Below are 25,902 nucleotides of genomic sequence, written 5' to 3'. Positions count from 1 at the left end.
AAAAAAAGAATAGGAGAAATCAGTTCCCCTAGTTAATTTTTATTTTTGAACTTGCCTTAGCGGAACTGTATGTATTATCACCTGCATAAACAATATTTGCAGAGTAAGTTCCCTTCTTGGTAATATCAAGTTTAAAGGTAGCTTTCCCATTACTGTCTGTTTTTGCAGTGTATGTTTTGCCGTTTAATGACATTGTAACTTTTTTGCCCGCTGCGAAATAAGTTTTACCGTCAAATTTGTTTTTATCGGTTTTTAAAGTTACAGTGTATGATTTGGTTTTCGCACTTGCTTTAAATGATTTTGCAGGAGCATTGATTGTAACGGCCTTTTTGGTTATTGTAATCAGATATACGGACATTGAAGCGGCATAATCATCATCACCTAAAAATGCAACGGCAAATGTCAGTCTGTTTTCAGCTACCAAGTTAATTTGAACTCTGGCAAATCCATTTTCATCTGTAGTACGTTCCAGGCATTTACCGTTGTAGCCTATATAAACAACCTTATTAGCCAACGGCTTGCCATTTTGATCTATCAATTGAACTGTGAAGTTACCTCCCCTCTCGCCAATTGCATATTCAATGGCAGGTTGGGTGTAGTTATCTCCGACAACAGATGTGGCCAATCTGGATGTGGCTAACTTAAGAGTTATGGAAATTTTACTTGGTAAAATTAAATCAGCACCCTCGTAAACGATTTCAACGATTGAATTTGAATTAACTTTAATTTCAAATTCCCCATTTTCATCAGTTGCAGTTGTATAGTTGCTTTCTCCTATTTTATAGGTTATTTCGGCATCTCCAATACCATTTCCATTACCATCAACTAAAACAGCAGATATTATTCCCTTACCGCTTACGACAATGTTTCTGAAACTGCTTAAAACGGCACTTGCAGGTATGAATTTACTAACAGTTGCAAAATAATGAGATTCATCACCATAATAGACCACATTAATGTTATGGCTTCCGACAGCAAGACTGGATACGTTGAAATTAGTTTTACAACCTATTAATTGCTTAATATACTCATTTCTATCCACATAAACATAGACTTCTCCAGTGGCGCCAGGAATTTCTATATTGATTGGAGTATCAGCACCTATTTTTATATCACCGACTGTTAAGTTAATCTCGCTGGCAACTTTGGAAACATCAATGATTTCACTAGCATTAGACATCTCATAAATATCACTGCCAAGATAAACAACATCTAAAACATGCCTACCAGCACCAATCTTTTCAATAACAAAACTAGCATAACCACCTTCATCCAAAGAAACAGTCTCATTAACATTATCAAACACAACAAGAACATCACCACTGGCATTCACAACACAAATACCAACACTAACATCCTCACCAACAACAACATCACCAACAGTTAAATTAACTTCACTGGCAAGTTTAGAAACATCAATGATTTCACTAGCATTAGACATCTCATAAATATCACTGCCAAGATAAACAACATCTAAAACATGCCTACCAGCACCAATCTTTTCAATAACAAAACTAGCACTACCATTCTTATCCAAAGAAATAGTCTTATTAGCATTATCAAACACGACAAGAACATCGCCACTGGCATTCACAACACAAATACCAACACTAACATCCTCACCGACAACAACCTCACCAACAGTTAAATTAACTTCAGTAGGTATTTTTGAACCTCTAAATACTGTGAAGTTATAAGAGATTTGTTTTGATTTGAACCTTCCATCCCCTGAATAAACAATATGAGCAGTTTTATTACCGACACTTAAATTAGGAACTGTAATTGTAATATTATTTTCTGAAATGTTGCAGCCATAATTGTTTAAATCAACTTCAACATTAAATGTGCCTGTCAAATCATCGTGAACTGTTATTATTACAGAAGCATTTTCACCCAAGGTAATGTCTGAAATGTTTACATCGAATTTCGGATCTAATAAACTTGATTTTCCAATGGATTTCAGTGCATTGGAAGTAGTCAAATAGATTATTCCGTCTTTATTCATCACAGGTGTTCCTACAATTTTTTCACCCATATCAGACTTCCATAGAATATTTCCACTATCATCAAATGCATATAACATTTCATTCAATCCAACATAGACATTTCCGTCAGTTCCAATCAGCATTCCTGATGTGAAATTTAAAGAGGAAATTAATTTTTCACTACCGTCAACAAGATTATATTTGTATAAATTACCTTTAGAATTAATGAAATACAATCCATTGTCTTCATCCAAAGCCAACTGACCTCCCAAACTGGTTATAGGAGTTTTCCAGATGATATTTCCTTGTGGAGTCATTGCCTGAATATTATTATTCAATACTGCATAAATAATGCTTTCAGAACTTACAGCTGGACGTACTGACTGAGTATTGCCTGACAATGAGGAAGATATTTCTTTTTTATCCAAATCTATGATTTTAATGCCATCATTGCATGCAATTACTGCATATTTATCCCCAACAAGCACCGGAGCAGATACCGGCTGAGATTTACCCAATGAAATCATTATAGGATTTCCTCCATATTCCCATAATGAATAAGGAACAATAACTAATTTATAATCACCACTGGCGTGTTGATACTCGCTTGAAACATAGATATTTGATTTTGAATCAACTATAGGGGCAAATAAGCTTGATGCCTGATATACATGAGAATAACCATAGCGTTGACCGGATGTCTGATTAACAAAGTATAATGAATTGGCTGAAATAGGCACAATCACTACATCACGACTGATGGCAATTCCAGAGATATTTTCACTCACATAATTATAGTTCCAGCGCTCTTTTCCAGCATCATCAATAGAATAAACGCCAGATGATGTGACTATGCAAATATTGCCTTCACTATCAATGACAATATTTTCAGTTACATTTCCATTAGTGTTATAACTCCAAACAATTGCACCATTAGAATTACTGTAATATGGAGATTTTCCATCGTTTCCAACATCATAGCCCTGATTAGGCCATTGCGGAGTCTGATAATCTGAAACAGTGAAATTGGTTGTATTTCCAGCATTATTGTAATTATCACTAATTAAAGTTGCTGATACTGTGTATGGACCTACAGGCAAGTCAGATAATGTCCATAAAACCTTTCCAAGTACATTGACTTCTTTTGTAATGTTATATTCGCCACAAACAATTGTAACCTTACCAGTAACGCCACTTGGGACAGTTACTTCAATATTTTCTTTTGCACCAACTTTAATGTCCGTGGCAACAATTGTTAAAGTAGTATTCGCTTTTAAAACATTGAATGATGCTGTATCATTGATTGAATCATAATAATTATCACCGTCATAGCTTACATAAACTGTTTTTGGCCCAACACTTAAATTGGAAATGGAAACATTTGCTTGGCCGTTTTCAAGTTTTGAGGTTTTATTTTTACCGTTCACATCAACATATACATATCCGGTTGCATTTCTATTCAATACTACCTTAATGATGGCATCCTGACCATAAACAATATCCGAAACGTTGAGTGAAAACTCAGGTTTGATTCTTCCAACACCAAAATTAATATTGTCTCTGCTTGATAAATACTTTGAATCACCATCATAAATTGCAGTTATATTGTAATTGCCCTGAGGAATGGATTTTATAGTGTAGTTGGCATTGGAATTTGTAAGTGTTAATGTTTTATTTTCATTGTTGATGATTAAAGTCACATTACCTGTTGCTGTTTCTGTTACCTCAACTGTTAATGTAACTTCCTTACCTATTTCAACATCACTGGAAGTGATTTTTGTTGTTGAATTGTTTTTATATACCGTAACTGTGACATTTTCTGCTGAAGGTTCCCAGTGATCGTCACCGGAATAGAATACTTCAATCACATTTTCTCCAGAACTCAAATTATTAACCTCAAATAAAGTCTTAAATCCGGCAACAGGTTTTGTTTGGTTGGCAATTGTCAAATTACCAGTTACATCTTCCGAAAATTCAACTTCAACAATCACAGGTTTTCCAACATAGCTATCATTGGCATTTACGGTCATGTTTACCTTACTTCTCAGATGTGTGAAGTTAAATGTCACTTGAACACCATAATAGTCCGCTGTAATTTCCCCATAAAAAGATGTTAAAGTGTAAATTAACTGTGCTGTACCATTAACCAATAATAGTTCCTCGTCTGATGAAATACCACCAATGGTTTTGACTTTAAATATCACATCGGCCAAATTACTTGCATCATAATATGAAATATCACCCGCTCTTGTAACCAGATTATTTAAATCAAAGGTGATTAAAACCTTTTCATTTTTGGATATTGAAGTAGCATTTGCAGATACATTCAAAAACAGCCAGTCCCCACATGCAGATGAGTATGCTGCAGGTACGACAGTGTAATTTTGCCAGGTATTGCCCCACCAATTTCCGCTAAGATTACGGTAAACACCCAAATAATCAGATTTTGATGCAGAAAATACTACCTTGTTTGAATTTTCATATGAATTATTTACTATGATTGAATTTGATACATAAACATTGGCACTGTTGCCATCAACATAGATTACTGCAGATCTGGTTCCCAAATCAACATTGCCGTTAAACGCACAGGAATCTATTTTAACTTCAGGAGAGTTTGCAACTTTAATACATGATGCATGATCAGCAATTGAGGATACCCTATTTGCAATGAATTGCGTGTTTGTAATGGTCAGTGGCCTATTACTTGCATCAAAGAATATGCAACCATATTTAACTGTGTTTGATTTGAAAATTGAATTTGTTACAGTTCCTTTAACGCCAGTTTTTTCACCGCCAGTTGAAATTAAGGAATAGTATGTTGAATCTGAAGCCATATTATTTAAAAAAGTACAGTTATCAATTAAAAATTCATTTGATTTGATCAACATTAACTGATTTTTACTGTTATTTGCAAATTTGGAATTGAACACGTTAATGCTTCTCGCTTCGATTAGTGTAGTTCCAGATGAGCGATAAATATTATTAAATTCACAGTTGTCAATTTCGGTAAAACCTGTGGATTGCCTTATAATTCCCGTATTTTTGGCAGCAAATACCATGTCCTCAAAAATGATATTTGAAATTTTGAAATCGGAATTGTTTGTAAGTGTAAAAATTGTATTTGGTAAATTTCCGGTGAATTTTACATCATCTTCACCTTTTATTATCAAGTTATAGTCTATTGTAATATTGGACTCTGAATATGTTCCATCCATAATTATTATATTTTCAGATTCCCTTGCAAGTTGGCATGCCTTTGCAATTGTGGCAACAGGGCTTTGTCTTGTTGATCCGTTATTGTCATCATTTCCATATTTTTGTGAGACAAAAATATATTGCTTAGGAGTACCGATAGAAACTTCATTACTTTTACTGTTTGATATACATGGGACGATATAAACTTGACTGTTTTCAATGTTTTTCACATTTATTGTAAAATCTCTGCCAGTAACGGTCCTATAATAATTGCCGTCCATGTAAACATCATAATCAGATTTATCCAAAATGTCTGAATCATAATATTTTTCATTGGTTAAGCTTGCGTCAATGTGTAATGTTACTTCATCCCCTACCTTTTCATCAGCAGTTAGTTTAAGTTTGGAAAACTCGATTGAATTATTTAAATAAAAATTATCCTTGATTTCACATGAAGAAACAGAATTCAGATTAACAATTAAAACATCACCCACTCTTGTATGGTTAATGAATCTATTACCTATAATAGTAGTATCAGTAGGATTATTATCACCTTGAGCAATAATACAAACAGCAGTACCTATAGCAGCACTATTTTTTATAAAAGTATTATTCAATAAAGTAACACTACCCTTACCAGTAAAAGATATACCTCCACCACGACCAATACCATTAGTAGACAGTTCAGACAATGACCAGCATAGGTTCTCATTATCCTTAAACAATGAATCTTTAATATAAACTTGTGGAGTACCTATAGTTGCTGGTTGGTCATATGCAAATATAGCACCACCACCATTATCAGTAGTACAATTATTACCAACAAAGGTAGTATTATAAATCTGCAAATAACTATAGGTACATAATGCACCACCATTCCAACCGGCTAGATTATCAGTAAAGTTGGAATCATATATTGTTGTATTAGCACTTTCATGAGTATGTATTGCGCCTGCCCACCAGAAAGCGGCGTTTTTATAAAATGTTGTATTCCTTACAACCAATTGACCGCAGTTGTTAATACAACCGGGTTCTGTTTTTGCATAGTTACCTTCAAAGTATGAATCGGTAATATCCATACGTGCACCATTACAGACCCCAATATTAACATTATCCATAGGGTCGTAAATGCTCACACATCCAAAATCAGAAATTATGTTTGTAAATGTGGAATTTTCAATTGATGCATAACCTCTCAAAAGATAAACCAATGAAGAGTGGCCTCCGTCCAAGGTACAGTTTGTAAAGTAACAGTCTTCAATTAAATTATTGGAATTTCCAGCCATTTGAAGAAATACTGCATTAGGTTGATATTCAGTTGCAATCCATTTGAATGTTACTCCCCTCAATGTTATTCCCAAACCTGAATTTTCAGGAACATCTATTGCCAAGTAAGTGATAGGTATTGCTTCAGGATTTGCATCTCCAAAATAGGCTCCTGAACTACCAATAATAGTCACGTTATTCCTAACTTTAATTTGATAGGAATTATCCTCAGGATCTGTCGGATAATAATTTGTATTTTCCTTAAGTTTCAATACATAATCTTTATCATCCAATGAGCAATATTTTTGTAAATCATTCCAGTCATTGACAGTAATTACACCAGATTGCTCTGTTAACAAATCATTTTGGGAGTCAACCTCCAAATCCAATGATTCGTCAACACTGGCTGTAAGATTAGTGTTTTCCAAATCATTAGCATATGCACTACTGATACCGAAAATCAGAATCAATAATGCTAAAATCATTAAATACTTTTTATTTAACACAATAATACCAACCTATTTTAATAAAATATTAAATTATGTTAAATATTTATGTTAATTACATTATATAAACTTTAAAGTCTGTTTGAAAAAAAATAATGAATGGAAGAATTAATCTTCCTAATTAATTGTTATTTTGGCGGTTGATTTTGCAGAAGCATAAGTATTGTCCCCTGCATAGCTAATGGTGGCAGAATAAGTTCCCTTTTTGGACATATTTAGTTTGAATGTTGCATGACCGTTACTGTCAGTTTTTGCAGAGTATGTTTTGCCGTTGACAGTCATTGTAACCTTTTTACCTTCACCAAAGTATGTTTTACCATCAAATTGATTTTTATCAGTAGTTAATGTTACTGTGTATGATTTGGTTTTTGCACTTGCCTTGTATGTTTTTGGCTGAGCATCAATTTTAACGGCCTTTTTGGTTATTGTAATCAGATATACAGACATTGTTGCATTGTAGTATTCATCACCAAGGAACGCAACAGCAAAAGTCAATCTGTTTTCAGCCACAAGATTAATTTGCACCCTAGCAAATCCGTTTTCATCAGTAGTTCTTTCAAGACATTTACCGTTATATCCAATGTAGACTGTTTTATTGGATAGCGGCTTGCCGTTTTGGTCAAGCAATTGTACTGTGAAGTTACCTCCACGTTCACCTAGTTTATATTCAATTGCAGGTTGTGTGTAATTGTCTCCAACAACAGTTGTAGATGATCTGATTGGAGCAAGATTGTTTATTGTAATTGCAATATCAGCCGGTAAAATCAAATCATCGCCACAATAATTAATCTCAACAACAGCATTTGAGTTAATCTTAATCGCAAATTCCCCATTTTCATCAGTGAAATTGGAATAAGTAGTGTTTGCAATTTTATAGATTATTTCTGCATTAGGGACAATGTTTCCAAATCCGTCAACCAAAACAGCAGAAATCAATCCTTTACCATCAACTGTCATGTTTGTAAATCTGCTTGAAATTGCACTGGCAGGTATGAACTTATTTAAATAAGCCCAATCATGAGTATCATCACCCAAATAAATTATATGGATATTATGGTTTCCAACTGCAAGACCTGACACATTAAAATCAGTTTTTCCATCAGTCAGTTGTCTTACTGTTTCATTTTCATCAAAATAGATGTGAACTTCCCCAGTTGCTCCAGGAATTTCAATGCTTATTGGCGTATCAATACCAATTTTTATATCTCCAATTGTCAATTTGATATCACTGGTCAGTTTAGAAACATCAATGACCTCACTGGCATTTGACATTTCATAAATGTCGCTTCCAAGATAAACAACATCCAAAACATGTCTGCCAACACCTATCTTTTCAATGACAAAGCTAGCAGTGCCATTCTCATCTAAAGAAACACGATTACTGACCCCATCAAACATAACAAGAACATCCCCACTAGCACCAGGAACACTAATAACTACATCAATATCCTCACCAACAACAGCAGAACCAACAGTCAAATTAACATCACTGGACAACTTAGAAACAATAATGGAAGCACTAGCGTTAGACACCTCATAAACATCACTACCAAGATAAACAACATCCAAAACATGACTACCAGCACCAATACTTTCAATGACAAAACCAGCAGTGCCATTCTCATCTAAAGAAACACGATTACTGACCCCATCAAACATGACAAGAACATCACCAGAAGCATTCAAAACACAAATATCAACATTAACATCCTCACCAACAACAGCAGAACCAACAGTCAAATTAACATTACTGGACAACTTAGAAACCTCAATAACCTCACTGGCATTTGACATTTCATAAATGTCACTTCCAAGATAAACAACATCCAAAACATGCCCGCCAGCACCAATACTCTCAACAACAAAAACAGCAGAACCATTATCATCTAAAGAAACACGACTGCTGACACCATCAAACATGACTAAAACATCACCACTGGCACCAGGAACGTTAATAACTACATCAACATCCCCACCAACAACAGCAGAACCAACAGTCAAATTAACATTACTGGACAACTTAGAAACCTCAATAACCTCACTGGCATTTGACATTTCATAAATGTCACTTCCAAGATAAACAACATCCAAAACATGCCCGCCAGCACCAATACTCTCAACAACAAAAACAGCAGAACCATTATCATCTAAAGAAACACGACTGCTGACACCATCAAACATAACAAGAACATCACCAGAAGCATTCAAAACACGAATACCAACATTGACATCGTCACCAACTTTAGCGTCAGTGAGATTAATCAGCACCCGTGTAGGTTCCTTAATGAATTTCTCAACACTGATATTTACTGTTGCATTGGATTTGAAATGATTATTGTCCCCATTAAATTCAACATAACACCCATATTCACCATTTTCCAAGAAAAGAGGAAGAGTATATTTGCCCTCTTCATCGCTGATGCCGATAAATGAGTAATTTCCCAATTTGAAGTTTAACAAACGATTGGCTAAAGGATTGGAGTTTTCATCAACCAATGTGACATTCAATTTTCCAACTTCCCTTTCTCCAAATGTCAAATCATCTGCAATTATTCGTGTTTTGCTGACATTTACAACAAATGAGTCAATTATATCCTCACATTCATAAATTGAATCAACCGGAAGAGTAATATTAATATTATAAACACCATTGGAAAGATTGATTAGATTGATTCTGGTTTTACCGTTGATTAACCTTGATTCGGAAGATTTATCGTTTATATTAATAATTAATGTTGCATTAATTTCATTAAGACATGTTATGTCCAATACAGCATCATTTAATGTCTGAAATATTTCCAAATCCAAATCAACTTTTGTTTTTGGAAAAACAACACTGTCTTCAGCATAGGATGGTGAATAACCGACAGCACCAAAAACAGCAGATACATTATTTGAAACCTTTTCAAAGTCATATCGCATGCTGGCTTTACCATCAGAAAGGTTTAAGACATATTCAATACCACTTAAATTTAATGTAACATTACCATAGCTGACCAGATTCCCATACTGATCAATTACAGTAACTGTAATGTTTACAGGATTTGTAAGATTATAGGAAATATTCAAGCTTAAAGATGTTTCAATCGGATTTAAGAATGTAAACGCTTTAATGCAGGCAACCTGTGAATTATATGAATGACTGGAATACTTAAATTCAAAATCATATAAATCAACCCAATTTTCACCATCCCAACTTGCATAAGAGGTGCCTGCTGAATAAATTTTACTGGTTAGTGCTACAGCTTCTGAAATTGGAAAACCTGCACTGCCGTCAGTTGTAATATTAAATATCACTTCAAAAATATCACCCTTTTTAAGAGGTACAAACTCATCCAAGTAAAATGTATAATAGCCTGAATTGGAAATTCCAGATTTGAAAGTCTTAAACTCTCCATTTACCTTAACTGTTACAGTCCAATTGGTTAATTTTTCAAAGTATGTTGAAACCGCTGCCAAAAACTCATCATCGGTTGATGTGTATAGATTCTTATAGAGAACACTTGAAGGAGCATTGTAGAAATAATCTGTCACACCTGCAATGTCATACTGATAATTCTTGTCAAGGGCAATGGTATCGTTTAAAATGAAAGTATATGCAATTGCCCTTTGAGGATTTAAGAAAATATTATCATAATATGAAATATAAAAATCACCTTTATCTCCCCAATCTGAACCCCAACTGTTTCTTACAATCCATGCTCCATCACCTTCAATGCTACTTCCTGATTTAAAGTTTGATTTGGAGTAATTATCATCCCATCCGACAATTGTTACAGCATGATTTGGTGAGTAATCATCCTTATACCAATAGCTGTGTGTATTGAAATTATAATAATTATAATTATAATACATTGCAGTAACTACAGCACCGTATTTCATTAAAGCCGTCTTGATTGTATCCCTGTCACCAGAATATTTAGGAGTTACATCCACTATATTTTGAACATGAACAATACTGTTAAAAACTGGAGATAATGTGGATAAGGCATCATATACATCATCCATATCATTTATAGGGCCCAACCAACTTGAAAGATAAGCCCAAGACATCATATCGAACCCACCATTATTGGTATCGAGAGTTACTCCGTAATTATGATCCCATCCATAATTGGAATATAAAGCCATCAGATTTTTTATGTTTTCTTCTGAAAAATCATAGGTGACATTTGAAATCTTTAGGATACATGATTCCAGGGCAGTAACCGGTGCAAAAGCCCAACAGTTCCCGCCGTTCTTTTGATCCTTTGCAACTGTAACATAACCTTCATCAACAAGACTGAATTTGCTGGGCAGGTCACCAACTGATGAGGGATTAACTTTAAACATGGCATAACTGCCGTTTCCAAGGTTTAGATTAAACTTATCGGTTACATATACATCCTTATTTATTTCGGCAGTATTATCCAAATACCAGTTGTAATTTGTAAGAGAAACTTCAAGTGTGTTTAAAAGAGAATAGACTGCACCGGCACATGATGCATTATTATGCTCAAACCTGTTGTTTTTAACATTGAGGGCACCGGATTTAACAGCAAATAATGCTCCACCGTTCAATGCATGATTGTATTGTAAATTGGAACCTGTTAATGTGAAATTTCCATACATATGATATATTGCACCGCCGTCAAATACTGCAGAGCTATTAAGACAGTGGATATTGCTTAAATCCACAGTGGTCTTTAAAGTGGTGATTGCTCCACCATAATTTGCACTGGAGTTGACAAATTCCAAAGTATTGCCTGAAAACTCGGAATCCTTTATATAAATTGCGCCGCCGGCATCAATGAGGGATGATGAATTATAAAACTTGGATTTTGAAATAGTTACTTTATTAGCGTAGTCACATGCAATTGCACCACCATAGCTGTATGCTGAGTTTCCAATGAAAACTGAATTGGAAACATCCAGAGTTCCATAAATCATGTAAATGGCTCCACCATATGTGGCATAGTTATCTGTGAAAGTGCAATTGCTGATTGTTAAAACAGTATTTTCATAATTTTCATTATTATAAATTGCCCCACCATATCGGTTTCCATAGGAATCACTGCCACCGATACCCTGAGAAAAAATGGTGTTGGTAGCTGTGATTTTTCCACGATTTTGAATGGTACAGTCAAGCAATGTGACATTTTGAAGCGTTAATGAATTTTTAACGATAAAACCTTGACCGCCATAAGCGATGACAGTTTTATCAGCGTCATGACCTATTATGCTAACCAGTTCAATATTTTTTGAACTATCCAAATCATATCTGCCGTTTGCCAAGTGAATATTGCAATTCGCCTTGATTCTATCTGCAGTTAAATATTTATAAGGTTTTTCAAGTGAACCGTCACCTGTATCATTTTCAAGCGATGCATCAAAGTAATAATCGTTTGATGCTTTCAACATATCCTCTTCACTGATGGAAACTACTGGACTTTCAACATCCAATGCCAAATCAGTGCCATTGGTTGAAGCAAAAGATACTGGAATGACCATCAATAGAACAATCAGTGAAAAAAATAAAACGAATTTATTTTTTCTTTTAAACAAAATAATCCCTCAAAGTTTTAATTATTCTATATTTTTATTTGAAAGACTATAAAATATTAATTATATTTTAATTTAAAATGAAAAACTAAAAGAAAAAAAAGATAGTGGGGGCTTAAATCCCACTAATTGATTTTAATTTTTGTTGTTACCTTAGCCGCAGCATATGTACCGTCTCCGGCATAATTGACAGTAGCGGAATAGGTTCCCTTCTTGTTTAAGTTAAGTTTAAAGGTTGCCTGACCGTTAGCATTGGTTTTTGCAGAGTATGTCTTGCCGCCAACACTCAATGTTACAGCTTTACCTGAACCGAAGTAGGTCTTGCCGTCAGCTGCCTTGACTGTAGTTAATGTTACAGTGTAGGATTTTGTTTTTGCACTTGCCTTGAATGTTTTTGTAGGAGCGCTGATTGTTACAGGCTTTTTGTTTATTGTAACCAGATATACTGACATGGTTGCATTGTAGTCTTCATCTCCTAAAAATGCCACTGCAAATGTCAATCTGTTTTCGGAAGCAAGGTTAATCTGAACGCTTGCAAATCCTTTGCTGTCGGTTGTACGGTTGAGGCATTTTCCGTTATATCCTATATAAACAATTTTATTGGCTAACGGTTTGCCGTTTTGGTCTACCAGCTGCACTGTGAAGTTTCCACCGCGCTCGCCTATACCATATTCAACGGCATATTGTGTGTAGTCCTTACCGATTACATTTGTGGCCTGTCTAGGTTTTACAAGATCCTTTAAGGTCAGTGAAATATCAGATGGCAATATCCAATTGGTCCCCTTATAGGAAATCTCCACAACGGTATTTGAGTCTGCCTGGATTGTAAGCTGACCTGCCCTGTTTGTAGTGGTTTTAAACTTGGCTCCATTAATGGTATAGTCAATATCTGCATTTGAAATTGGTCTTCCACTCTCATCGACTAAAATTGCATTGATTTCTCCACTGCCTGAAACTGTAATGCCTGTGAATCTACTTTCTAAAGCTGTTCCATTGACAACCATGTTTGCGTATGATGATTCATATGTCTCATCACCCACATAAACAACGACAATATCGTGATTACCCACAGCAAGGCTTGGCACGCTCAATTGGGTTTTTCCATTGTCAAGAGTCCTGCTATATCTTACGCCGTCAACAAATACAAGAACGTTTCCTGTTGCACCTGATACTTCAATTCCGATTGTAGTGTCTGCACCGATTATTGGTCCGCTTACCGCCAGAGCGATTTTGCTTGGAAGTTTGTTTACATAAATTATTTCCGAACTGTTGGACATTTCATGGTTTTCATCACCAAGATATATTACATCCAAAACATGCTCACCAGCACTAATTTTATCAATAACCACTGGACAATAACCATTTTCATCCAATGGGAACTGATTGCTTCCACCATCATATATTACAAGCACATCACCTGTTGCATTAGGAACATAGATATCCAAATCAACATCTTTTCCTATTTCGGCTTTGCCAATGCTAATTAGAACCTGACTTGAGTTTTTGGTGAATTTATCAACATTGATAATTATTGTTGCAGCTGACTTTATATGACTGTCATCCCCATCGTATCTGATGCTGCAGACATAATTTCCCACATCCAACATCAATGGAAGGCAATAAACTCCATTGACATCGCTGAATCCGCTGAATGAGTATCCTCCAACAGTAATGTTAATCAGACTGCCGCTTAAAGGATTTCCCACATCATCAAGCAATGTGACGTTCAATATTTTCATGTCTCTTTCGCTGAATTTCAAATCTTTTGCAATTATCTGTGTTTTGTGTACATCAACCACAAATGAATCTGTTAAAGCATCACACTCATAGATGGAAGTTTGAGGAAGGTAAACGTCAATGTCATAAACGCCATTTGAAAGGTCTTCCAACACAAGCTTTAGCCTACCGTTGACAAGTCTGTAATTGAAAGGATTATCATTAATTTCAACAATTACGGTTTCATTGATGATATTTGAACATGATATAAGCAGGCTAGCGTCATACAATTCCTGTGAAATATCAAGATTCAAAGTCACTTTTGTTTTTGAAAAATCAACTATTGCTTCATTAAATGAATGGGAATATCCTGGAGCATCAAAACTGGCTGAAACGTATTTTGAATCGCCTTTGAAGCTGTACTGTATGCCGACAATTCCGTTTGTGAGGTTAAATAAATAATCGACACCATCTAAATTAAGGATTACATGACCGTGTTCAACAGGGTTTCCGTCCTCATCAACGACTGTTGCGATAATGTTTATGAGATTTTCAGCCTCCTGCTCGAAATACAAACTCAGGAATGTCTCAATAGGATTTAATATTGTAAATGCCTTAATGCATGCCACCGCTCCGTCATTGGCATACAATTCATCTGCATAGAGATCCATCCATGTTTTACCACCATTCAAACTTTCATAAGACATTCCGGCAGAGTAAATGTCATTATTTAAATCCTTTGCTTCTGAAATTGGAATGAACGCATTGCCTTGGGAAGTTACATTGAATATTACCTCAAAAACATCACCCTTTTTTATAGCAATAAGGTCATCCAAATTAATGGTATAATATCCAGGATTGGAAGTTCCTGATTTAAATGCTTTAGATTCGCCATTCACATTAATTGTAACTGTCCAGTCTGTTAAATTCACAAAGTATGTTGAAACGGCAGCTAAAAATTCATTGTCGCTTGCAGTGAAGACATTTTTATACAACAGATTGGAATAGCCCTCATAATACATTTCATTGGTTTTACCTGCAATGTCATACTGATAGTTCTTATCGAACCTGACAGTATCGTTGAGTATAAATGTATATGTTCTTTGAGAAGTAAATGTAAAACTTCCATCATAATAGGAAAGATAGAAATAGCCGTCATCATCTTCGGTTGTACCCCAGCTATTCTTAATAATCCATGCCCCATCTCCTGGAGGAGTAAAAGTGAAATTGCTTGCCGGAAAATCATCATCCCATCCGACAATGGTTACAGCATGATTGGATGAATATTCATCCTCACAATAATAGCTGTGATGAACATCATCAAATAAATCCTCATCCGAATACATTGAAGATGCAACAGCACCATATTTCATTAATGCCTCCTTAATTGCATCATTGTCTGTGAAATTGTCCCGATTCAAAAACAGAATATTTTGAACATGGACAATACTGTCAAATACTGCAGATAAAGTGGACATGTCATTATATTCGTCATCTGCATCATAAACAGGACCTAACCAACTTGAAAGATATCCCCATGCCATGTAAGGACGTCCTCCATCATTGGTATCATCCTCATATCCATAAATAGAATAAAGACCCATCAGGTTTTTGAGGTTTTCTTCGGAAAAATCATATGTGACATTGGATGCCTTAAGGATACATGACTCCAAAGCTGCAAGTGCAGCAAATGCCCAACAGTTACCTCCTTTTGCCTGATCCTTAACGCTTGTAACATAACCCTCATCAACCAGACTGTATCTGCTTGGGAATTTGTCAACATAAACTGGAATAACATTATACATCGCATAATCACCATTTCCAATGTTTAAGTTGAATTCATCAGTTATCCAAAATGTGTCATTAACCTCAGCAGTATTTCCCAGAAATACATTGTTTTCAAGAGAAACAACGAATGTGTCTAAAAGGCAATAGACTGCCCCTGCACATGATGCGTTATTATAATAAAACTTATTGTTTTCGACATTGAGGGCATTTGAATTGACAATATATAATGCACCACCATTCAATGCATTATTGTTTTCAAAATCGGAAAGTGTCAGGGTGAAATCACCATACATATGATAAATTGCCCCTCCATCCCATTCAGCAGTGCTGTTAATGCATTTAATGCCGTTTAAGCTAACATCAGTGCCCAGGGTTGTTATTGCTCCTCCAAATGTGGCGGAGGAATTTATGATTTCCAAATCACTGGCAGCGAATGTGGAAGCTTTAATGTAGATTGCGCCTCCGGCATCGTCAACGGATGATGAGTCATAGAATTTTGATTTTGAAATTTTTACTCGAGTGTCATAGTCACATGCAATGGCACCACCATAACTGTATGCCCTGTTTCTGATGAAAATGGAATCACTAACATCAAGAACACCTCTGGACATGTAAATGGCACCACCCGCTGTCGCATTATTGTCCATGAATTTACAGTTGCTAACGGTTAAAACTGAACCGTCATCACTTAAAATGGCTCCGCCAAGAAAATTGCCATATCCGTCATAAGTACCGTCACTTCCTGCAAAAATTGAATTTGTAGCAGTGAGGTTTCCCATATTTACAATCCCTAAACCCAAAAAGGTAATGTTTTTAATTGTTGCAGAACCGTTAATGAAAAAACCTAAATCCTTGGAGGAGATAACAGTCTTATCCACATCACTGCCTATGAAATTTACATATTCAAACACTGAATCATAATCAAGTTCATATTCACCGTTTGCCAGGTGAATAGTGGAATTATTCACAATTCTTTTTGACTTCAGATATTTATACGGACTGTTTAAAGTCCCATCACCATCATTTTCAGCTGATGCATCAAAATAATAATCAGCCGTACCTTTTAACATGTCATTTTCACTGACAGAAATTGTACTGTTCTCAACATCTGCAGATTCATCACATGACAATCCGGCATCATCATCCAAAGCAAATGATGCCGGAATAATCATCAGAAGAACCATAAGTGAAAAAAGTAAAATGAATTTATTTACTAATTTTGTCAAGTCAATCCCTCAATAGTTTTAATTATATTTATTTATGTACCAATTCATATAAAAAATTAAGTAAAGTCTAAAAGAAGTTCAGATTATGAAAGGATGTTACTGTTTAATAATTCATTTAAATCAGAAAAAAGAGATTGAAATTGGTAAAAGATTGGGAAAAATCAGTTTTAAGAAAGGCAATTACGTTTATGTTGGCTCAGCAATGAATTCACTCAAATCAAGATTGAAAAGACATTTGAGCGATGAAAAAAAGATGCACTGGCATGTTGACTACCTTTTGAAAAATAGCGAAATAACAGATATAATCTATAACAGATCGGAGAGAAAAATAGAATGTGAGCTGTCACAATACCTATCCATGCAAACAGAAGGCATTAAAGACTTCGGATGCACAGACTGTGATTGTGAAAGCCATCTTTATTATTTTAAAACAAAAAATGAAGCTATTGAATGTGTGGAAAATGCATATGATTCAATAGCCATGGAATTTGAACATTTTAGAAAATGAATCCCCGTTTTTTCTTGTGGTTATAGGAAATTTCAAATGAATTGAGGGCAAGATTTCTTAATGCATCCAAATCAGCTTCACTTACACCTACAACATCTTCCCATTCGCTTTCAAGCTCAGAGATTTCATCCAGAATCTCAACTCCCTTATCAGTAAGGCTGCAGTCATAGGCAAGACCCTTATCCGGTGCCTCATCGACTTCGATTAGTCCCTTTTTGGCCAATTTCTGATATTTTTTAAGATACAATCCCAGATGAAGGTTGAACAAATCATCCTTTTGCGCCTTTTCGAACTGTCTTATGCGAATCCGTTTGTGATGAGGCTTTTCGTGCTTTTTGACTTGTTTTAAGAGTTTCACCTGTGACTCATGAAGAGATATGCTTAGATTTTCCCTGACATATGTCATCTTTGACTCTTCAATAATTCCTATTAAAGAGGATGCATTCATGTTTTCTATCGCATTTACATGGGGATGTGCCATTTTACCACCTATTTCATTTGTCCGAAGATTCCTCTCATTATTCCTTTTGTAACTTCACGTGCGGCGGTGTTCATTGCCTGTGTAGCTGCCTTTTCAACCATTTTCTGTTGTGCTGATTTTTTGGTTTTCTTGCCGCCTGCAGGTTGTCCGCCACCTAAAACTGTTCCTAAAAGATCTCCCAAAACAGATTCTGCTCCCTGTGCCGGAGCTTCCTGTTGCGGTGCTTCCGGGACAACTTCAGGAGCCGGTTCCTGAGCTTTTACCTCTTCAATGATTTCCTTATCAACTGCTGCCACTTCACTTTCTATGTTAGGATTGGAATCGATTTTTTCAAGAAGCATTTCATAAGCGGAAAGTCCGTCAACAGCTTCACCGTATTTAGGCTTAAGTTCTGAGAGATTAATCAGTTCTGATCTCATTGTATCGTCAATTGCACCAATATAACTTTGCGGAGGTACAATGTCGACCTTTTCGACAATTCCAGGAACTCCCTTTTCATCGAGAACAGACACCAATGCCTGCCCGATTCCAAGCTCGGATATTACATCGGCAGTGCTGAACTCAGGATTTGGTCTGAATGTTTCTGCAGCAACCTTTACTGCCTTCTGATCTTTTGGAGTGTATGCATGAAGTGCATGCTGGACCCTGTTACCCAATTGGGCAAGAATATCATCAGGAATATCGGCAGGAGACTGTGAAATGAAATATAATCCCACTCCTTTAGAACGGATTAATCTGACAATCTGTTCTACCTTTTTGGCAAACTCTTCAGGCATGTCATCAAACAAAAGGTGTGCCTCATCAAAGAAGAACACGAATTTAGGCTTATCCATGTCGCCCACTTCAGGCAGGTTTTCAAACAGCTCGGAAAGCATCCAGAGTAAAAATGTGGAGTATATTTCAGGAGAAAGGGATAACTTTTGAGCATCCAAAATATTGATTATGCCTTTTCCGTTGTCATCGACCTTCATGAAGTCATTCAAGTCAAGTGCGGGTTCGCCGAAGAAATCGTTTCCACCCTGATCTTCAAGAGTGAGAAGGCTTCTTAAAATGGTATTGGCTGATTTTTCAGCTATTGCACCATATTGGCTTTCATATTTGTCCTTGTTTTCAACAACGTGATTAATCATTGCCTTTAAGTCTTTCAGGTCAATGATTAGAAGTGATTCCTCATCAGCAACCCTGAATATTATATTCAAAACACCTTGCTGTGCTTCAGACAGGTTTAGAATTTTGGAAAGCAAAACCGGACCCATTTCAGACAATGTCACTCTAATAGGCAATCCTTTGGCTCCGAAAAGGTCCCAAAATTCAACAGGATATGCCTGATATTTGAATCCCATTTCTGCGAGATGATACTTTTCAACATTTGTTTTGATTTTTTCTGTTTCAGAACCCAATTTGGCAAGTCCTGAAATGTCCCCCTTCATGTCAGCTAAAAATACAGGAACACCCAAATCGGAGAAGGATTCAGCCAGTGTCTTGAGTGTTATTGTTTTACCGGTTCCAGTTGCACCTGCTATCAAACCATGACGGTTGGCAAGTTTTGGTGATAATGAGACATTAACGTTTTCATTACATCCAATCAATATTTTATCTTCTGCATACATCTTTTTCACCCGTTTTCTATTTTCTTAATTAACCAATTAGTTTTTTTAACAATATTCTGTCGTCTGTAAGCCTTTGCAATTCTTTTGATTGCATCCAAGTTTTTAATGAAATTGTCCAGCCATGAGAAAATGTCTCCAGGATAGACTTGAATCTGATACTTTCTAAACAGCTTGTTTGATATGTCCTGCGGGTCACGTCCCTTTAGACGCTCATGAATGATTACCTCGGAAATTCCTCTCTGCATGCAAGAACAGAACGGCCTGTCCTGACATCTGCACTGCATGAAATCGCTTTGAAGAGCAATAAGCGCATCCTGGAATTTCTTGTCAACCTTTTCAATCGCTTCACCTGAAGAGATGATATCCAAAGTGGACTCTGCAAACAGTCTTGTTGAAAATTTGATTTTCAGGGCATTTGCAATCTGATTGTGGATAACGCTTGAAAGATATGCGTTTTCAAACATCTCCAAATCCATAGCCACCGCCAATATCAGCACTTTCAATTTGTCATACTTATCCTTTTTTTTATACATCGGCGAGAGGCCGACATAACGTTTAAGATAATTGTAATCGTTTAAAGTATTTTTGATGAACTCCGCATCCTCAATCGATAAAAAGGATACTGATGTTGCCCTGCCGTACTTTGTAACTTCAAGCCTGCCGTTAGGGCTTTTCTCAACAAGACCAAGTTCACACATATCGTCAATAGCTATCTTTATACTTACAGGTACATCAATATTTTTATAAAACTTATTCAAACCGTCCATCGATTTTATTGAAGTCGACGAGATATCAGCCAGAATCTGCTCATAGGCGGACTGCTCATCATATTCTATGTATACGTCTTCACTGTTGCTTTCCAAAAGGTCCAATGCCATTGCCTCTTCGGATTCACCTGCAAAATCGTTGCCAACTTCAGGAAGCAGGTATACTATTCCACGGTCATGATAGGAAGGTCTTCCTGCACGCCCGAGCATTTGCGAGAACTCATTCGGATTTATCCATTTGTTTCCCATTACCAGCGAATCGAATATTACCTGGGATGCCGGAAAGTCAACACCTGCCGCAAGGGCCGCAGTTGTTACCACACATGAAATCTTTCCCCTGTCAAAGTCCTTTTCAATCTTTTCCTTTTTATAATAGGACAATCCTGCGTGATATGCTCTTGCGTTGACCCTTTTGTTTGTCAGAAAGTTTGTAATCTGATGGGTTTTGCGCCTTGAATTTGTAAATATGATAGTCTGGCCTCTGAATCCCTTTTTGGATTTGGTATTGAATTCCCTTTGAACCAGTTTCTGCATGATATGCCTCTTTTGGGATTCGTTTCTGACATAAACCAAATGTCTTTCCAAAGGAACCGGACGCTCATCATACTTGACCAGCTTCATGTTAAATTCAGATGCCAGAAATTCAGGGTTTTTGACTGTAGCGGAAAGACCGATTATTTGGGTTTTAGGATACAATAGCTTCAAACGTTTGATAAGACCATTGAGACGTGTTCCACGGTCTTCATCATCAATCATATGAATTTCATCAATCAGAACAACTCCCAAATCGGATAATGATGATGAGTTGCCGTTTCTTAAAAGATAATCTATTCCCTCATAGGTTGCAACAACAATGTCCGCCTTGGATACATCACTGTCAGGAAGATTAAGCTCACCTTTTGCCTTTACACGATTTCTGCCAACTTTAATTGCAACCTTCAGACCCAATCCAGAGTATTTCCTTTTAAAATCCCTGTATTTCTGATTGGCAAGCGCCACCAGAGGGGTTAAAAACACGAATTTCCTGCCTTTAAGGGCTTCGGTGATTCCTGCAAGCTCTCCTACCAGAGTCTTTCCGGAACCTGTTGCGCTTACGACAAGCAAATCCTCTCCCTTTAAAAGCCCTTCCTTAATGGCCAGATACTGAACGGGAAGCAGTTTGGTGTTGCCCGAGTCAAGAAGCACCTGTTTAAAGTCATTGTCTATCTTTAAACGTTTCATGTCAATTGGAGGAATGATGTGCTTTGACTTTTTGGTCTTATCGAAAAGAGTCAGGTTTCTGTTTTTCAGCGGATCAAAGTGAGGAGATAATATTGATAATGTTTTTTCAAGACTTCCAGTCTTTTCCAGTGTCTTTTCAAGGTTTCTAAAAATTGCTCTGTCAAATCCCTGAAGCTTCAACTCCTCTTTGATTGTATCATGGGCACAATCCTTGCAAATGAGCTGATTGTTGTGTTTATATGAATATGATGAATTCACGATTGTAATGTTTCCTTCAAAGGCACAGAAATCACATACCTGAGTGCGTCTTACCTTAATGTTAAGTGATTTCAAAAACTTTTCAACCTTTTCATCTTTGGTTGCCAGAAATACCGCCTGTGAGCGAAGCAATTTAATGACTTCTGAAGGAGGAAGCAGTTTTTCATTTAAAGTGGAGTTGTCATTGAAATTATAATCGGCAATGAATCTGGAAATGGAAAGTGAGTCACCATCATTGCTGAATTTAATGTTTCCAACAAATTCAGGAACCCTTTTGTGATTTAGAGCGCCTTTCGGTGAACCTATCGGATATAATCTCCACTGTTTTTTTACCTTTTTTAAAACTAGCATCGTACTTAATTATATTATTCGTTGTTAATAAATCTTTAAAAAAAAATATGAAAATTCAACTACTCCATGTAGTCGAATTTGGTTTCCAGAATGATTATTAAAGCAAAACCGATTACTGCAACAAGAAGGCAAGGGAAAAGTCCTGCAAAATTAACGCTTACTGAGTTGATGATTTCAGCACCAGGAACCCTAAGAGAGCCAAGCATTACACCAATCAGAAATGCCATTGTAATCTCTTCATGGTTTTTAAGCAGGTAATTAAGGATTTTGGAAAATCCTAAAATTCCAATCAATGCACCAACGACAAAAACAATGATTTCAACAATGTTTAATGTGTGAAGTGAATTCAGCATATATTTGTACTGGCCTAAAAGCAGCAATAAAAATGATCCTGAAATTCCAGGCAAAATCATTGCACAAATTGCTATCATACCTGAAACGAACAATATCGGCAGTGAATGATTGGCTGCAATCGGATTCAGACTTACAAATATGTAAGTTAAAACCAAACCTATTATCGCAAAGAGAATATTTTTCAAATCTATTTTTTCAAGCCTTCTAAATAGAATAACAGCTGAAGCTATAATCAGACCCAGGAAAAATGAATATGTCCATGCAGGATATGCGTCCATACAGAATGTCACCACTTTAGCAAGGGTTAAAAACGCAATACCTATACCCAAAACCAGCGGAATGAAGAATTTGAAATCAATTTCATCAAACAGCCCTTCAATAAATCCATTGATGTCTCCTTTTAGAAGGGGTTTTACAAATCCAAATTTGATTCTACTAATTGCTTCGATTAAATGGGCATAAATGCCTGTAATTAATGCTATTGTCCCTCCAGAAACGCCAGGAACAATATCTGCAGAACCCATCAGGACTCCGCGAATAAATATCAAAATAGCTTCTTTAAGATTAAAATTCAAATTATCACCTAAAAAGTAATTACTATAATATTTGATTATAACCATTAAATAGATTTTGATACCAAATGGTTATTTGGCCAATGTTTGATTTACAAAATCCAAACTGACATCAGCAAGTCTTACAATATCCTTAGTTGAATAACCCTCATTACTTAAGATAATAACCATCTTTTGCTGAGATTCCAATAACTTCTCATCCTTAGCGGCCAACTCCTTATCTTTAATAGATAATGCTTCATCCTTAATAGACAATTCCTTATCCTTAATGGACAATTCATCATCTTTAATAGACAATTCTTCATCTTTAATAGACAATTCTTCATCTTTAGCCTGCAATGTCTTTTGGAATTCTTTATTTGCCTCATCAACCTTCCTTTGAGCATAATCCTCAATTATTTTCATATTTCCACCCACCAAATTTGAAATTGTTTTATTCAACGATTTATTTTTAACAAATTTGTCGCATAACAACAATATTACTCCCTTTACAAACTGACCTATTTCCGAATTCAACCCAGGAATATTTGTTATTGTTATTGCAGAATCATATATCAACTGATCAGTTCCAAGTTCTGATTTCATGAAACAAAGTAAGCCAATCAACAATAATTCTTTTTTAGAAAATTTTTCCTTGTTTTCTATTTTAACATTCATCCTATTTAAAAATTGATTTGCATCATAATTTTTCAGAGAATGAATATATATTGGAAATCTAGACTGCGAATTAACACAATAGCACTTGGTATCTGCCTCTTCAACAGTGCTTAAAACATGCACTTCAATATCTTTTTTAGATTTGATTGCAACGTTGTCAATTAAAGCACTGTAGAATCTAAATCTCCTCTTGTCATTAATATCGACATGAGAACTTTGAAATTCAAGTATGATGACCTTGTCTTCAAGCTCAAAAACCATGTCAGGCTTATATATCTTTGGGTCGATGATTGTATATTCAGTAGGATGAACTTCAACAATTTTTCCAGAAATATTAATGATTTCAATCAGTTTCTGACCATATTCCTGACCCTGAATTTTAAAAATTATATCCTCGTGAAATTCCACAAAATCCAACCTCCTTTAAATTATTAATTATTCTTTAATTTATAATTAAAATAATATAAACCTTTTAATATTAATTTAAAGCAATATTTACATCATTATAGAAAAAATAAGCAAGTTTAAAATATTATTTTTAATTTAAAAAAATTATGTAGCTTTGTAAAATAATTATTAAAATAAAAAAAAGAGAATAATTCAAAATGAATTATTCATCATTGAAAGGTTGTGGAAGTTCACAGACTCCACTGTCTTTTGCAAGGTATGCATAAGCAAATGCAGCACAGATTGCACCGAGAATAGGTCCGACAAGATATATCGGGAAGAATCCCCAAAGGTTTTGACCTCCCAAAATCATGTCCATCAGGTATGGGCCAAATGTACGTGCAGGGTTAATTGATGCCCCGGTAAATGCACCTAAAACAGCAATAACTGCAGCCACTGTCATACCTATTGATATTCCGGCAAAACCAGGTTCTGCCTTTTTATCGACTGCAACACCCATTACAACCATCATAAGGAAGAATGTTCCCAAAAATTCGGCAAACATTGCCTGAAGATATCCTACACCAACACCAGGAGCAGTGGCACCAAGTCCTCCGATTGTTACGGCTGAAGCGCCCATGAAAAGATATAGCGCCAAACTTCCAAGACATGCTCCAATGGCCTGCGCAACTATATAGTAGATGCTGTCGATTAAATCTATGTTTTTGGTTACAAGCAGTCCGATTGTTACAGCCGGATTTAAATGTGCACCGGATATCTTACCGAATACGTAAATACAAACCATTACTGTTAGACCAAACACAAGCGCAATTGCAATCCAGTCACCCAAACCACCAAGAATACCAATTCCCGCATTTCCAGGATCGATGCTATCTGAAATCAGAAGAGTTGCAACAGCAGATCCTGTACCGAACAGTACAAGGAAAAAGGTTCCCAACAGTTCTGCAAAGAATTTCTTTCTTATATTGCAAGTCATCCAACTCACCTATACGGATTCTCTCCATTGACAGTATTCGTGTTTGTTGTCAACCAAAGATGCGGCAGCACAGTTTTTACATCCCCTTACAGGAGAACCGGGAGCGCCTTTGTTAAGCGCAATGATGTTTGTCATCATGGTTGCTGTAATAGGTTCTGAAGTCAAAAGACATGGGTAGTCGGCAAGTCTCATCAGGGATGAGAACCTTACTGTTATTGCACATGCAGGATATGTGTATCTTTGCGGATTCATTACAGTTTCATTAGCTAATATCGGGCTTAAGTCAACGTCAAATCCATTGATTTTCGGCACGAGTTCTCCTCCGGTGCCGGCCCTGAATTTACGGGCGCCGCTAATGGCATTGAATCCTCTGTAAATCATGTCCATGAAGTCACAGTTGTGCAATTCGGCGGCTGCACCCCTTGTTGGATATTGCTGTACGAAGTTGTGGAATCTTTTTGAAAACAGATCTACAACCATCGGTGCGTTAAATCCGTCAAGTTCCAATATAAA

General features: G+C 36.0%; 11 protein-coding genes. 1 reads left to right on the top strand and 10 read right to left on the bottom strand.

What is annotated here, in order from left to right; genetic code table 11:
• Nucleotides 1–28 precede the first annotated feature (28 nt).
• From Q0W04_RS05225 to Q0W04_RS05215, 3 genes are all read right to left on the bottom strand, one after another.
• Entirely contained in the window at nucleotides 29–6,934 is a 6,906-nt protein-coding gene (locus tag Q0W04_RS05225) for an Ig-like domain repeat protein (protein ID WP_298501047.1), read from the bottom strand.
• 138 nt (nucleotides 6,935–7,072) lie between these two features.
• Entirely contained in the window at nucleotides 7,073–12,499 is a 5,427-nt protein-coding gene (locus Q0W04_RS05220; protein WP_298501046.1) for a C1 family peptidase, read from the bottom strand.
• Between the two features lie 122 nt (nucleotides 12,500–12,621).
• A complete protein-coding gene (locus tag Q0W04_RS05215) occupies nucleotides 12,622–17,226 on the bottom strand; it encodes an Ig-like domain repeat protein (RefSeq protein WP_298501045.1) in 4,605 nt (1,534 codons plus the stop codon).
• Between the two features lie 85 nt (nucleotides 17,227–17,311).
• On the opposite strand from Q0W04_RS05215, the gene Q0W04_RS05210 reads away from it, so the two are divergent.
• On the top strand, nucleotides 17,312–17,734 hold the full coding sequence (locus Q0W04_RS05210) for a DUF123 domain-containing protein (protein ID WP_298501044.1): 423 nt from the start codon (nucleotides 17,312–17,314) through the stop codon (nucleotides 17,732–17,734).
• Here Q0W04_RS05210 and Q0W04_RS05205 read toward each other — a convergent pair.
• The 7 genes from Q0W04_RS05205 to Q0W04_RS05175 all read right to left on the bottom strand — a co-directional run.
• Complete coding sequence (locus Q0W04_RS05205; RefSeq protein ID WP_298501042.1) at nucleotides 17,724–18,215, bottom strand: hypothetical protein; 492 nt, start codon at nucleotides 18,213–18,215, stop codon at nucleotides 17,724–17,726. The genes Q0W04_RS05210 and Q0W04_RS05205 overlap by 11 nt on opposite strands.
• Before the next feature lie 8 nt (nucleotides 18,216–18,223).
• Nucleotides 18,224–19,825 carry a helicase HerA-like domain-containing protein gene (locus Q0W04_RS05200; RefSeq protein ID WP_298501040.1) on the bottom strand — a complete coding sequence of 534 codons (1,602 nt, stop codon included), beginning with the start codon at nucleotides 19,823–19,825 and terminating at the stop codon, nucleotides 18,224–18,226.
• Between the two features lie 5 nt (nucleotides 19,826–19,830).
• Nucleotides 19,831–22,422: a DEAD/DEAH box helicase gene (locus Q0W04_RS05195; protein ID WP_298501039.1), complete on the bottom strand. Its 2,592-nt coding sequence runs from the start codon at nucleotides 22,420–22,422 to the stop codon at nucleotides 19,831–19,833.
• Between the two features lie 59 nt (nucleotides 22,423–22,481).
• Entirely contained in the window at nucleotides 22,482–23,300 is an 819-nt protein-coding gene (locus Q0W04_RS05190) for a DUF368 domain-containing protein (RefSeq protein WP_298501054.1), read from the bottom strand.
• A gap of 120 nt (nucleotides 23,301–23,420) precedes the next feature.
• Entirely contained in the window at nucleotides 23,421–24,413 is a 993-nt protein-coding gene (locus tag Q0W04_RS05185; protein ID WP_298501038.1) for a hypothetical protein, read from the bottom strand.
• Nucleotides 24,414–24,615: 202 nt separating this feature from the next.
• Nucleotides 24,616–25,389 carry an MIP/aquaporin family protein gene (locus Q0W04_RS05180; RefSeq protein ID WP_298501036.1) on the bottom strand — a complete coding sequence of 258 codons (774 nt, stop codon included), beginning with the start codon at nucleotides 25,387–25,389 and terminating at the stop codon, nucleotides 24,616–24,618.
• A 9-nt stretch (nucleotides 25,390–25,398) separates the two neighbouring features.
• Nucleotides 25,399–25,902, bottom strand: a 504-nt coding sequence (locus Q0W04_RS05175) for a DUF2193 family protein (RefSeq protein WP_298501035.1), incomplete at its 5' end; no start/stop codon positions are given.

Source organism: uncultured Methanobrevibacter sp. (assembly GCF_947170395.1).
GTDB lineage: Archaea > Methanobacteriota > Methanobacteria > Methanobacteriales > Methanobacteriaceae > Methanocatella.
The sequence above is the reverse complement of the archived record's forward strand: the minus strand, read 5'-3'. Positions and strand labels throughout refer to the sequence as shown.

Bases quoted from the DNA above. Each gene is read 5' to 3' on its own strand.
- Q0W04_RS05225 (WP_298501047.1), bottom strand. From the start codon at position 6,934: ATGATTTTAGCATTATTGATTCTGATTTTCGGTATCAGTAGTGCATAT.
- Q0W04_RS05210 (WP_298501044.1), top strand. From the start codon at position 17,312: ATGAAAGGATGTTACTGTTTAATAATTCATTTAAATCAGAAAAAAGAG.
- Q0W04_RS05205 (WP_298501042.1), bottom strand. From the start codon at position 18,215: ATGGCACATCCCCATGTAAATGCGATAGAAAACATGAATGCATCCTCT.
- Q0W04_RS05200 (WP_298501040.1), bottom strand. From the start codon at position 19,825: ATGTATGCAGAAGATAAAATATTGATTGGATGTAATGAAAACGTTAAT.
- Q0W04_RS05195 (WP_298501039.1), bottom strand. From the start codon at position 22,422: ATGCTAGTTTTAAAAAAGGTAAAAAAACAGTGGAGATTATATCCGATA.
- Q0W04_RS05190 (WP_298501054.1), bottom strand. From the start codon at position 23,300: ATGGGTTCTGCAGATATTGTTCCTGGCGTTTCTGGAGGGACAATAGCA.
- Q0W04_RS05180 (WP_298501036.1), bottom strand. From the start codon at position 25,389: ATGACTTGCAATATAAGAAAGAAATTCTTTGCAGAACTGTTGGGAACC.